Source organism: Streptomyces sp. S.PB5 (genome assembly GCF_030403745.1).
GTDB lineage: Bacteria > Actinomycetota > Actinomycetes > Streptomycetales > Streptomycetaceae > Streptomyces.
Genome location: NZ_JAQMWP010000002.1, coordinates 758,800 through 771,433, shown reverse-complemented (window position 1 = coordinate 771,433; position 12,634 = coordinate 758,800). Strand labels below are relative to the sequence as shown.

The following is a 12,634-nucleotide window of genomic DNA, read 5'->3' as shown; positions in this document are numbered from 1 at the left end:
CCCGGTAAGTGGACACCGGGTGGAATCACCGTGAATACCGGGACATGACCTTCTTGGGAGGATCTCCCGGGCGCGCCTCCAGGGCGCACGTCACGGGCGCATCGCACAAGCGCACCGCACAAGCGCACCGCACAAGCGCACTGAACGGCTGTCTCAGCGGCCCACCGCGTACCCCTGCATCCCCCGCGGATTCGCCGCCGCCGACAGGATCCCCGTCCCCGGGTCCCGCGCGACCGCGCACAGCCGTCCCTCCGACCAGGCGTCACCGATCGTCACGTCATGCCCGCGCCGCCGCAGCTCCTCGACGACGTCGGCGGCCGTCCGCGCCTCCACCGTCAGGCTGCCCGGCCGCATGCCGCGCGGGTAGAAGGAGCCCGGGAAGCTGTCGTTGTGCCAGTTCGGCGCGTCGACGGCGCCCTGGAGGTCAAGCCCTCCGCGCACCGGCGGGCGCAGCGCGACCGCCAGGAAGAAGTGCAGCTGCCACTGGTCCTGCTGGTCCCCTCCGGGTGTACCGAAGGCCATGACGGGCACCCCGTCGCGCAGCGCGATGGAGGGCGTGAGCGTGGTCCGGGGACGGCGTCCGGGCGTCAGCGAGTTCGGCAGCCCCTCCTCCAGCCAGGCCATCTGGAGCCGGGTGCCGAGCGGGAAGCCGAGCTCGGGCACGACGGGGTTGGACTGCAGCCAGCCGCCGCTGGGGGTGGCGGCGACCATGTTGCCCCAGCGGTCGACGACGTCGAGATGGCAGGTGTCGCCACGGGTGGTGCCGTCGGCGCCGATGGCGGGCTCCCCGGGCACGGGTGACGTGGGAAGCTTCGCCACGGTCGGCTCCCCGGCCCCCAGCGGACCGGCCCCGGGTGCGTCCGTGACGACCACGCGCGCGTGCGCGCTCAGTCGCGGGGTGCGCCCGCCAGGGCTGCCGGGCCGCAGCTCGTACGACGCCTTGTCCCCGACGAGCGCGCGCCGCCCGGCGTTGTACGCCTCCGACAGCAGCTCGTCCAACGGCACCTCACCGGCGTCCCCGTACCAGGCCTCCCGGTCGGCCATGGCGAGCTTGCAGCCCTCGACGAGCAGGTGCACATACTCGGCGGACCCGTACTCCGGCAGCTCGGCGGGGAGCAGGGCGAGCTGTTGCAGCAGCGCCGGCCCCTGGCTCCAGGGTCCGGCCTTGCACAGGGTCCAGCCGTTCCAGTCGTACGTCGCCGGCGCCTCGTAGGTGGCGGACCACCCGGCGAGATCGTCACCCGTCAGCGTGCCGGCGTGCCGCTCCCCACTGGTGTCCATGGTGGGCCGCTGCGCCTGCCGCACCAGCGCCTCGCCGATGAACCCGCCGCGCCACACCTCCCGCGCCGCCTCGATCTGCGCGACCCGGTCCCCCGCCCCGTCGGCCTCGGCGAGGAGCCGCCTCCAGGTGGCGGCGAGCGCGGGATTGCGGAACAGCTCACCGGGCCGGGGTGCCTTCCCGCCGGGCAGATACACCTCGGCGGACGACGTCCACTCGGTCTCGAACAGCTGCCGTACGGTCTCGACGGTCGCCCCGACGTTCTCCACGGGCGCGTGCCCGTCCTCGGCGTATCCGACGGCGTACTTCAGCACCTCGGCGAGGGACTTGGTGCCGTGGTCGCGCAGCAACAGCATCCAGGCGTCGAAGGCGCCGGGCACGGCGGAGGCGAGCGGTCCGGTTCCGGGTACGAGGTCGAGTCCGAGCGAGCGGTAGTGCGCGACGGTGGCCCCGGCCGGGGCGACGCCCTGTCCGCACAGCACCCGCACCTCACCGCCCGCCGGTGCGAGGAGGATCGGCACCTCTCCCGCGGGCCCGTTGAGATGCGGCTCGACGACATGCAGCACGAACGCCCCCGCCACCGCCGCGTCGTAGGCGTTGCCCCCGTCCTCCAGCACGGCCATCGCCGACTGCGAGGCGAGCCAATGGGTGGAGGACACCATGCCGAAGGTGCCCTGGAGGGTGGGGCGAGTGGTGAACACGGGCGGACTCCTCGCTCGGGGGCAGCGGTCCCATGATCGTACGAAGCGGTGTCGGCCGTCTGCCCTCCGTGGCCGGAGCTATGCGGGCCGCCGGGGCCGGGTCGTCTCCGTCATCGCCCCAGGGTGGTGATCGGCGCCCGGACCACGCAAGCGGATATCAGCCGCGTGCCGTCACCAGCCCCGACTCGTAGGCAAACACGACCAGTTGGGCCCGGTCCCGGGCCCCCAGCTTCGTCATCGCCCGGCTCACGTGCGTCTTCGCGGTGAACGGGCTGATGACCATGTGCGCGGCGATCTCCTCGTTGGTCAGGCCGCGCGCGGCCAGGGCGGTCACCTCGCGTTCGCGGCGCGTGAGGCATTCCAGGCCCGGAGCCGTGGCCCGGTCCGGGGGCCGGGACACGAACTCGCCGATCAGGGTGCGGGTGACCGAGGGCGACAGAAGGGCCTCGCCGCCCGCCACCACCTCGATCGCCTGCAGCAGTTCGGCCGGCTCGGTGTCCTTCAGCAGGAAGCCGCTCGCGCCCGCGCGCAGGGCCTCGAAGACGTACTCGTCGAGGCCGTAGTTGGTGAGGATCACCACGCGGACAGCCGCCAGCGCGGGATCCTCGGCGATGTGCCGGGTCGCCTCGATGCCCGTCATCACCGGCATCTGCACGTCGATCAGCGCGATGTCGGGGACCTCCGCGCGCACCAGCGCCAGCCCCTGCTCCCCGTCGGCGGCCTCGCCGACCACCTCGATGTCGTCCTCGGCCTCCAGCAGTGCCCGGAAGCCGGCCCGCATGAGCGCCTGGTCGTCGACGAGCGCCACCCTGATCACGGGCGCTCCAGCGGCAGTTCGGCCCGCACCTCGAAGCCGCCCTCCGCGCGCGGGGCGGCGAGCAGCGTCCCCCCGAGCGCCGTGACGCGCTCCTGCATGCCCGTCAGACCGATGCCCGGCGTGGGCGGGCAGTCCGGGGCGGCGTTCCCGTCGTCGTCCACGGCTATCGTCACCTCCCCTTCCCCATAGCCCACTTGGACGCGCACCTTCGCGGGTCCCGCGTGCCGTGCCGCGTTCGTCAGCGCCTCCTGCACGATCCGGTACACCGCCTTCTCGACCGTCGCGGGCAGCTCCCGCTCCTCCCCCGTCACCGTCAGCTCCACCGCGAGACCTGCGGCCCTGGCCCGTTCCACCAGCACCGCGGGCGTGCCCATGACCTCGTCCGTGCGCAGTACTTCGAGCGTCGACCGCAGTTCGCGCATCGCCTCGCCGCTGGCCTCCTGGATGGCGAGCAGCGCGGGCGGCACGTCCTCGCCCCGCTTGCGGGCCAGGTGGACGGCGACGCCCGCCTGGAGTTTGACGATGGAGATGCTGTGGGTCAGGGAGTCGTGCAACTCCCTGGCGATGCGCAGGCGTTCCTCGCCCGCGCGGCGCAGGGCCGCTTCCTCCCGGGTGCGTTCGGCCTCCAGGGCGCGCTGCTCGGTCTGGCGCAGATACGCCTGCCAGTTGCGGTCGGCGAGCCCGGTGACGACCGCGCACAGGAACCAGCCCATGAGCAGCGCCACCTGTTCGACGATCTGCCGGGTCGTCGGGCCGGTCGCCAGATACGCCACCAGGAACACCCCGCCCGCCACGGCCGCCCACGCGCGGTGCCCCACCCGGGCCGCCACATGGGTCGCGGCGAGAACGGGGAGGGCCGCGGGCGGTCCCGGGTGGGCGTGCAGGACGTACGCCGCGCCGCTCGCCGTCGCCACGGCCAGCACCGCCCTGGGTGCCGTGCGGTACAGCGTCAGGACGGCCGAGGCGACGGCGATCAGCGCGTAGTCGACGGCGGTCGTGTCCGTGTCGAAGGCCGCCGTGACCCCGACGAGGGCACCGACGACGGCCGCGAGGGCCACGTCGACGAGCCGCTCGCGGGTGGTCGTCCCCGTGGCCGGCCGGCCGTGGATCCCGCTCATGAACGCACAGTAGACCGCCGTACCGACACCGGCGTCAGCCCTGTGGACAACTCTCCGGCTACTCCCTGCGCAGTAGTCGGCGCCGCCCACCCACCCGGCCGATGCAGCGTCAACTCCCTTCGGCCGTACGACGACCGGGGGCACCCGTACGGCGCACGCTGCTGTGCATGTCCACACCCTTCCGCTACACCGAACCCCTGCCGCCCAAGGCGGCCACCGGCCGGGTCGCCGAGGTCTACACGCAGCTCTCCCGCGACTTCGGCATCGACGAACCGGTCACCTTCGTGGTCCTCTCCTCCGCGCCCGAGATCCTCGCCCCCGCCTGGGCGTTGATGCGCGAGTCGCTGATCGCGGGCCCCGGCAGCCGTACCGGCAAGGAGCTCGCGGCACTCGGGGTGTCGCTCGCCAACAAGTGCCCGTTCTGCGTGGACGCGCACACCGTGCTGCTGCACGCCACCGGCGACCACGCCCTCGCCGAACGCCTCGCGCGCGGCGAGCAGCCCAGGAACGAGGAGCACGCGCGCGTGCTGGAGTGGGGCAAGCGGACCCGTGTCCCGGGCGCCTTCGCCCCCGGTCCGTTCCCACGCGAGCACACCCCCGGCTACCTCGGCACCGTGCTCGCCTTCCACTTCATCAACCGGATCGTGTCCGCGCTGCTGACCGAGAACCTGCTGCCGGGCAACGCCCAGCGGTTCCGTCCGGTACGCAGCCTCGTGGGCCGCACCATGTCCCGGACCGTCCGCCGCACGGCCCGCCCCGGGGCCGCGCTGGCGTTGCTGGATCTGCCCGACCCGGGCGAGTCCCCCGCGTGGGCGGGCGGCACGGCCGCCGGTCCCGCGTACGCCGCCCTGCTCAGGGCCGCCATGGACGGCGCCGGCGTCCTGGACGCCGACGACCAGAGTGTCGTGGAGGACGTCCTCCAGGACTGGGACGGAGCGCATCCGCCGCTCGCGCCCGACCCGTTCCCCGACCGGTCCGAGCGCCCCGGCGCCCGTCTCGCCCTGCTCGCCGCCCTCGCGCCGTACCGCGTCACGGACGAGGACGTGGCCGCGTGGCGCCGCCCCGAGCACACCGATCAGCACTTGGTGCAACTCGTGGCATATGGGGCGTTCCTGGCGGTCGACCGCATCGAATCGGCGTTCACCCGCAACTCCGTACGGACATAACGGGACACACGACACATCGTCAGCAGGTCGCAGTCACCGCGCATGTACGGAGCGAGTTGGCACTACCGCCCCACAGGGACTCGTGTGACACTGGCGTCCCGTCCGCAGTGCGGACCCCTCCGCACCCTCCCCCACGGAAAAAGTGCGCCTGTGCGTTCCCTGCCTCTGCCGCTCGCCCTGACCGCCCGTCTGTCGCCGGTCGTCGTGCTCGCCGCCGCGGGCTGGTCGCTGTCGTCCGGCCCGGCCCCGTCCTCCGACGACGAGGCCGCGTCGAAGGACGGCACCACACAGTCCGCGTCGGCTCCCGCGACGGCTGCGGCCTCGAAGGCGTACGCCGCCGCCCCCGCACCGTGCGGCAGCGTCACAGCGAAGACCGTCAAGTCGCTGGTGCCGGGCGCCAAGACGGCCGGCAAGGAGATCCCGTCGACGGACACCGAGTTGCGCCGCACCTGCTCCTGGAACGCCCTCAAGGGGTACGACTACCGCTGGCTCGACGTGTCCTTCGAGATCGAGGACTCGGAGGAAGAAGCGGCGGCGACGTACAAGAAGCGCATCGGGGAGAAGAGCGGCGGAGGGGACGTGCCGGGGCTCGGTGACGCGGGCTACTCCGTCGTGAACCTCACCACGGAGGACAAGCAGCAGACGCGCGAGGGCGTGGTCATCGCCCAGGTGTCCAACGCGCTGGTGGTCATCACCTACAACGGCAGCGACTTCGAGTCGAAGAAGGCGCCGAGCACCGAGGTGATCAACAAGGGCGCCATCAAGGCTGCGAAGGACGCGGTGGCGGCACTGGAGGGCGGCCGGTAGCACCGGCCGCCCTCTCCGTCACGCATCCGCGGGCTCAGGCCTTGATGCCCTCCTGCTCCCGGCCCAGCGGCAGCATCAGCACGGTGTACAGCACCAGGGACGTGCCGAGGCCGATCGCCCAGCCGTAGTCGGCGAGCGGCTTGAGGAACGGGATCAGTCCGTCCGTCGGGAACGGCCCCGTCTTGTTGCCGTCCGCGTCGACGCCCGAGTACGACCCGCCGACCGCGAGGACACCGCCGACCAGGAACGCGGCGATGGCCCGCCAGTTCCAGCCGCCCGAGTACCAGTAGCGCCCGCCGGGCGTGTACAGGTCCGCGAGGTGCAGGACCGTCCTGCGCACGATCCAGTAGTCGGCGATGAGGATGCCCGCGACCGTGCCCAGCAGACCGCCGACCACGCCGAGCCAGGTGAAGATGTAGAACTCGGGCGTGGAGATCAGCTTCCACGGGAAGATCAGGATGCCGACGACACCCGTGATCAGCGCGCCGGTACGGAAGTTGATGAACTTCGGGGCCAGGTTGGACAGGTCGTACGCCGGGGAGACCACGTTCGCCGCGATGTTCACGGAGATCGTGGCGATCAGCACGATGAACAGCGCGAAGAGCAGTCCGAAGGCGTTGTCCGTCTTGGCCGCGAGGGCGACCGGGTCCCAGATCGCCTCGCCGTAGACGACCTCGGAGCCGGAGGTGACCAGCACGGCGAGGACCGCGAAGAGGGTCATCGTGGTGGGCAGACCGAGGGACTGGCCCCAGGTCTGCGCCTTCTGGCTGGCGCCGAAGCGGGTGAAGTCGGGGATGTTGAGCGAGAGCGTGGCCCAGAAGCCGATCATGCCCATCAGGGAGGGGAAGAAGACCGGCCAGAAGTCCGCGCCCCAGCCGAGCTTGGACGGCTGGTCGAGCAGCGCGCCGAACCCGTCGGCCTTGACGGCGATCCAGATCAGCAGCACGAAGGCGCCGACGATCACCACGGGCGCGGCCCAGTTCTCGAAGTGCCGCAGGAAGTCCATGCCGCGGTAGATGATCGCGATCTGCAGCGCCCAGAAGAGCAGGAAGCACAGCCACAGCGGCCATGGGTTACCGGCGATCTTCCCCGCGTTCTCCCAGTGCCCGCCGGTCAGCTTGGAGCCCAGCGCGAAGATGCCGCTGCCGCCGATCCAGGTCTGGATGCCGAACCAGCCGCAGGCCACGCCCGCCCGGATCAGCGCCGGGATGTTGGCGCCGCGCAGTCCGAAGGAGGCCCGGGCGAGGACCGGGAACGGGATGCCGTACTTGGGTCCGGCATGGCCCGTGGCCAGCATCGGCAGCAGCACGATGATGTTGGCCAGGGCGATCGTGAAGACGGCCTGCTTCCAGTCCATCCCGAGCGCGACCAGGCCGGAGGCCAGGGTCCAGCTCGGGATGCAGTGGGCCATGGAGATCCACAGGGCCGCGAAGTTGTACGTCGTCCACTTGCGTTCGGAGACCGGTACGGGACGCAGGTCCTCGTTGGCGAAGGGACTGTCGGCGGGAAAGGCCTCGGGGCTGAGTTCGATACGGCCGCCGGCGTCGGCGGACTGCGATATGTGCGACCCCGTGGGGACTGTGTCGGTCATGGGCAGGCCAATCGGTGAGCGGGACGGGAGAGGCCGTGCGGGGGCCTTGGGCCCCTCTCCGCCCCGGGACGGCGGGGGGAGAGGGGTGTCAAGGTGTGGGGGGTCGGTGGGGCGCCGGTCAGGCGTTGATCGCGGGGATGACCTTCGAGCCGTACGCGTCGATGGTGGTCTCCTGCGCGTCGTGCATGTCGTAGACGGCGAACTGGTCGACGCCCAGCTCGCGCAGGGCGTTCAGCTTCTCGATGTGCTTCTCGACGGGTCCGATGATGCAGAACCGGTCGACGATCTCGTCGGGCACGAACGCGGTGTCCGGGTTGTCGGCACGTCCGTGATGCGAATAGTCGTACCCCTCACGGGCCTTGATGTAGTCCGTGAGTTCCTCCGGGACCTGTGCCGAGTGCTCGCCGTACTTGGACACCAGGTCGGCCACGTGGTTGCCGACCATCCCGCCGAACCAGCGGCACTGCTCACGCGCGTGGGCGAGCGCCTCGGGCGAGTCGTCCTCGGTGACGTAGGCCGGTGCGGCCACGCAGATCTTGACCTCGGACGGGTCGCGTCCGGCGGCGACGGCCGCGTCCTTCACGGCCTTGACCATGTACTCGGTGAGGTAGAGGTCGGCGAGCTGGAGGATGAAGCCGTCGGCCTCCTCGCCGGTCATCTTCAGCGCCTTGGGACCGTACGCGGCCATCCATACGGGGAGTCGGGCGTCCTCCTTGATCCAGGGGAACTTGACGACCGTGCCCCCGAGGTCGGCCTCCTGGCCGGAGCCGAGCGCCCTGATGACCTTCATCGCCTCGCTGATGCGGGCGAGGGTGTTCGGGGTGCGGCCCGCGACGCGCATCGCCGAGTCACCGCGGCCGATACCGCAGACCGTGCGGTTGCCGAACATGTCGTTGAGGGTGGCGAAGGTGGAGGCGGTGACCTCCCAGGTGCGGGTGCCCGGGTTGGTGACCATCGGGCCGACCGTCAACTTCGAGGTGTTCGCGAGGATCTGACTGTAGATCACGAACGGCTCCTGCCAGAGCACGGCGGAGTCGAAGGTCCAGCCGTAGGTGAAGCCGTTGCGCTCGGCCCGCTTCATCAGGCTGATGACCTTAGAGGCCGGCGGGTCGGTCTGCAGGACGAGTCCGAAGTCCATGTGCGCCACTCCTAGTTCAGGTACTGACAGGTGGAGCGGGGGGTGTAGACGCCGTGACCCGCGCGTCCGGTGTACTCCCGCTCGGTGATGACGAGTTCGCCGCGCGAGAGGACCGTCTCGACCCGGCCGGTGATGCGCTTGCCCTCGTACGCCGAGTAGTCGACGTTCATGTGGTGCGTCTCGACGGACAGGACCTGCTCGGCGTGCGGGTCGTAGATGACGACGTCCGCGTCGGCGCCCGGCGCGATGGTGCCCTTCTTCGGGTACATGCCGAACATCCGGGCCGGGGTGGCGCAGGCGATCTCGATCCAGCGGCGGCGGGTGATGTGCCCGTCGACGACGGCCTGGTGGAGCAGGTCCATGCGGTTCTCGACGCCCGGGAGGCCGTTGGGGATCTTGGAGAAGTCGCCGCGGCCGAGCTCCTTCTGGCCCACGAAGCAGAAGGGGCAGTGGTCGGTGGAGACGACCTGGAGGTCGTTGGTCCTCAGGCCCTGCCACAGCTTGGCCTGGTGCTCCTTGGGGCGGAGCGGTGTGCTGCACACGTACTTCGAGCCCTCGAAGTCCGGCTCCGCGAGGTTGTCGGTCGACAGGAAGAGGTACTGCGGGCAGGTCTCGCCGAAGACGTTGAGCCCCTCGTCGCGCGCCCGCGCCAGCTCGGCCACTGCCTCCATGGCCGAGACGTGCACGACGTACAACGGGGCGCCGGCGACCTGCGCGAGCTTGATGGCACGGTGGGTGGCCTCGGCCTCAAGGAGGGCCTTGCGCACCTCCCCGTGATAGCGGGGGTCGGTCTCGCCGCGGGCCAGCGCCTGCTCCACGAGCACGTCGATCGCGATGCCGTTCTCGGCGTGCATCATGATCAGGCCGCCGTTCTCGGCGGAGCGCTGCATGGCGCGCAGGATCTGGCCGTCGTCGGAGTAGAAGACGCCGGGGTAGGCCATGAACTGCTTGAAACTCGTCACCCCCTCCTCGACCAGCAGGTCCATCTCCTTGAGCGTCTCCTGGTTCACATCGGAGACGATCATGTGGAAGCCGTAGTCGATCGCGCAGTTGCCCTCCGCCTTGGCGTGCCAGGCGTCGAGGCCCTCGCGCAGGGAATGGCCGACGCTCTGCACGGCGAAGTCGACGATCGTGGTCGTACCGCCCCAGGCGGCGGCCCGGGTGCCGGTCTCGAAGGTGTCGGAGGCGAAGGTGCCGCCGAACGGCAGCTCCATGTGGGTGTGGGCGTCGACGCCACCGGGGATGACGTACTTCCCGGTGGCGTCGAGGGTCCGTTCGCCGGTGAACGCTTCGGCGGCGGACGTGCCCGAGGCGGCGAGGGCGGCGATGCGGCCGTCCTCGATCAGCACGTCGGCGTGGATCTCGTCGGACGCGGTGATGACGAGACCACCGCGGATGACGGTACGGCTGCTCATGGTCCCTCTCCTGCCAGGGTGATGGGTTCGGTCAGGGTGCGGTCAGCGGCGGGTAGGCGTCCGGACGGCGGTCGCGGTAGAACTGCCAGCGGTCGCGGACCTCCCGCAGCTTGGCCATGTCCAGGTCGCGGACGACGAGTTCGGTCTCCTTGTCGGAGGCGACCTCGCCCACGAACTGGGCCTCCGGGTCGACGAAGTACGTCGTCCCGTAGAAGTCGTTGTCGCCCAGCTCCTCGACCCCGACCCGGTTGATCGCGCCGACGAAGTACTCGTTGGCGACGGCCGCGGCCGGCTGCTCCAGCTGCCACAGATAGGCGGACAGGCCGCGCGAGGTGGCCGACGGGTTGAAGACGATCTCGGCGCCTTCGAGACCCAGGGCACGCCACCCCTCGGGGAAGTGCCGGTCGTAGCAGATGTAGACGCCGATCTTCCCGACGGCCGTGTCGAAGACCGGCCAGCCCAGGTTGCCGGGGCGGAAGTAGAACTTCTCCCAGAAGCCCGGCACCTGGGGGATGTGGTGCTTGCGGTACTTGCCGAGGTACGAGCCGTCCGCGTCGATCACGGCGGCGGTGTTGTAGAGGACGCCCGGCTGCTCCTCCTCGTACATCGGCAGGATCAGGACGATGCCCAACTCCTTGGCCAGCGCCTGGAATCGCTTGACGATCGGCCCGTCCGGGATGGCTTCGGCGTACTCGTAGAACGCCTTGTCCTGGACCTGGCAGAAGTACGGTCCGTAGAACAGCTCCTGGAAGCACAGGACTTGAGCACCCTGCGCGGCCGCGTCGCGGGCCGCCTGCTCGTGGACCTGGATCATCGATTCCTTGTCGCCCGTCCACGCGGTCTGGAAGAGGGCGGCACGGATCACTCTGCTCATCGGGACCTCCGGTCGCTCGGTGTGCGAGAAGGCTAGAAAGCCGGCAAGCAGGCTTTGAGTTGCACCGTGTCACGTCTGCGGGCGCCGGGCGTGCCACGGTGTCACCCTGTCGTGGACCCATGTTTCACCGCCGTTTTCCCAGGTCGTGGCATGTTTCAGCCCTGTTGCGCGTCGTGTGCGAGGAGCGCGATGTGCACCGAGGCCGCCTGTTCGAAGTCGTCGAGGTCGACGCCGAGCCGGGTCTGTATCGCTTCGAGGCGCCGGTACAGCGCGGGGCGCGAGACATGGTGCAGCTGGGCGGTGCGGGACTTGTTGCGGCCGGTGGCGAGATACGTCCGCAGGACGGCCAGCAGGCCCTCACCCGAACCGGAGTCGCACAGCAGTCCGTCCAGCTCCCGCTCCGCGAAGGACTGCACATGCGGGTCGTCGCGCAACAGCCGTATGAGACCGCGCAGATGAACGTCCTTGAGGCGTACGACGGCCGGGAGGTCGAGGGCCCCGGAGGCGACGGCGTCCGCGACATGCCGGGCCTCACGCATTCCGGCGGGGACGTCGTCCCACGCGGTACGGGGGTCGGCCGCCGCCACGACCGTCTGGGTCAGCCGGGCCGCGAAGTTGGCCGTCAGGACCGCGGCGTCCTGGTCCCGGGCCAGGCTCAGCAGCACGGCGGTGGCCCCGTCGGCGAGCTCGGCGACCAGGCCCGGCAGCCCCAACAGGCGCAGCACGCGGTCGAGTTCGGCCGGGTCCCCGTCCCGGACGACCAGCGGCACGAACGTCCGCCGGTTGACGGGCAGTCCGGCCGCCCGCGCCCGCGGCAGCAGCTGCCTCGCCGGCACGACCCCGCTGACCAGGTCGGTGAGCAGGCTCTGCGCGGACTGTTCCTCCCAGGTGTGGGCGGAGTTCCCGGCGAGCATGCGGTGCAGGACCAGGGCCTCGGCGGCCCGGTCGGCGAGCAGCCGCCCGGTGGCGGTGTCCCCGCGGTACCCGCACAGCAGGATCTGGCCCCACCGCTCCCCGCGCCCGCCCAGCTCGGCCCGGATCCAGCCGTCGCCCTCGCTGCCGCCGGCCTGCCGGGCGATGCGCTCCCAGTCCCGCAGCACGTCGTCCACGGCCGGCCGCTCCCCCGCGGTGGCGAGGACACGGTGGGCGAGGTTGGTAACGACGACGGGACAGGCGCTGTGGTGGGCGATGTCGTCGAGCAGCCGCTGCAGCGGGGCGCCCGCGGTGATGAGCCCGGTGAGTGAGGTGCGTACGGCCTCGGACAGGCTGACCGCGGCGAACTTCCGCCGGACCAGCCGGGACTGCACCTCCTCGGTCAACTCGGCGAAGGGGAAGGGCCGGTGGAGGACCACCATGGGCAGCCCGCACCGCTCGGCCGCCCGGCGCATCACGTCCGGTGGGGCGGGGAACGCCCGTCCCAGGCCCAGGACGACGGCCGCGGCCTCCGCCCGGTGCAGGGACTGGATGTACTCGGCCTGCGCGCCCTCGTCGCCGGCGAGCAGCACGCCGGTGGTCAGGACCATCTCCCCGCCGCTGAGCATGACCCCGACGTCGGCGGCCTCCGCGACATGCACCCAGCGCACGGCCCGGTCGAGCTGGGCCGCGCCGGCCACCACCTCGGGCTCCCCGGCGAGCACCCGTTCCAGGGTGAGGACCTGGCGGACGGACAGGGCCGGTTCCCAGTGGTCCAAGGTGGTGGTCATAGCGGTGTTTCCCTTGCTGAGCGTG

Annotated in this window: 10 protein-coding genes; 2 read left to right on the top strand and 8 right to left on the bottom strand. The window is 71.1% G+C overall.

Annotated features, from left to right (window positions below; genetic code table 11):
* Positions 1 to 153 precede the first annotated feature (153 nt).
* The 3 genes from PH203_RS08200 to PH203_RS08190 all read right to left on the bottom strand — a co-directional run bounded on the left by PH203_RS08200 (position 154) and on the right by PH203_RS08190 (position 3,915).
* Positions 154 to 1,980, bottom strand: a complete 1,827-nt coding sequence (locus PH203_RS08200; protein WP_289917998.1) for a gamma-glutamyltransferase — start codon at positions 1,978 to 1,980, stop codon at positions 154 to 156.
* Between the two features lie 157 nt (positions 1,981 to 2,137).
* Positions 2,138 to 2,797, bottom strand: a complete 660-nt coding sequence (locus tag PH203_RS08195; RefSeq protein WP_289917997.1) for a response regulator transcription factor — start codon at positions 2,795 to 2,797, stop codon at positions 2,138 to 2,140.
* Complete coding sequence (locus PH203_RS08190) at positions 2,794 to 3,915, bottom strand: sensor histidine kinase (RefSeq protein WP_289917996.1); 1,122 nt, start codon at positions 3,913 to 3,915, stop codon at positions 2,794 to 2,796. The genes PH203_RS08195 and PH203_RS08190 overlap by 4 nt, the downstream gene beginning before the upstream one ends.
* 167 nt (positions 3,916 to 4,082) lie before the next feature.
* On the opposite strand from PH203_RS08190, the gene PH203_RS08185 reads away from it, so the two are divergent.
* Both PH203_RS08185 and PH203_RS08180 read left to right on the top strand, forming a co-directional pair.
* Positions 4,083 to 5,081 (top strand): carboxymuconolactone decarboxylase family protein, encoded by a 999-nt coding sequence (locus PH203_RS08185; RefSeq protein WP_289917994.1) that lies wholly within the window; start codon positions 4,083 to 4,085, stop codon positions 5,079 to 5,081.
* Between the two features lie 150 nt (positions 5,082 to 5,231).
* Positions 5,232 to 5,888 (top strand): hypothetical protein, encoded by a 657-nt coding sequence (locus PH203_RS08180; RefSeq protein WP_289917991.1) that lies wholly within the window; start codon positions 5,232 to 5,234, stop codon positions 5,886 to 5,888.
* 34 nt (positions 5,889 to 5,922) lie between these two features.
* On the opposite strand, the gene PH203_RS08175 is transcribed toward PH203_RS08180, so the two are convergent.
* From PH203_RS08175 to PH203_RS08155, 5 genes are all read right to left on the bottom strand, one after another.
* Positions 5,923 to 7,479, bottom strand: coding sequence for an NCS1 family nucleobase:cation symporter-1 (locus PH203_RS08175; RefSeq protein WP_289917988.1), 1,557 nt, complete (start codon positions 7,477 to 7,479; stop codon positions 5,923 to 5,925).
* 118 nt (positions 7,480 to 7,597) lie between these two features.
* A complete protein-coding gene (locus tag PH203_RS08170) occupies positions 7,598 to 8,617 on the bottom strand; it encodes a TIGR03842 family LLM class F420-dependent oxidoreductase (protein ID WP_289917986.1) in 1,020 nt (339 codons plus the stop codon).
* An 11-nt stretch (positions 8,618 to 8,628) separates the two neighbouring features.
* Positions 8,629 to 10,032 (bottom strand): dihydropyrimidinase, encoded by a 1,404-nt coding sequence (gene hydA, locus PH203_RS08165; protein ID WP_289917984.1) that lies wholly within the window; start codon positions 10,030 to 10,032, stop codon positions 8,629 to 8,631.
* A 31-nt stretch (positions 10,033 to 10,063) separates the two neighbouring features.
* A complete protein-coding gene (locus tag PH203_RS08160) occupies positions 10,064 to 10,906 on the bottom strand; it encodes a nitrilase-related carbon-nitrogen hydrolase (RefSeq protein WP_289917983.1) in 843 nt (280 codons plus the stop codon).
* Positions 10,907 to 11,061: 155 nt separating this feature from the next.
* The gene (locus PH203_RS08155) at positions 11,062 to 12,609 is read right to left on the bottom strand and encodes a PucR family transcriptional regulator (RefSeq protein WP_289917981.1); all 1,548 of its coding nucleotides are present in this window, start codon (positions 12,607 to 12,609) and stop codon (positions 11,062 to 11,064) included.
* Between the last annotated feature and the right edge of the window lie 25 nt (positions 12,610 to 12,634).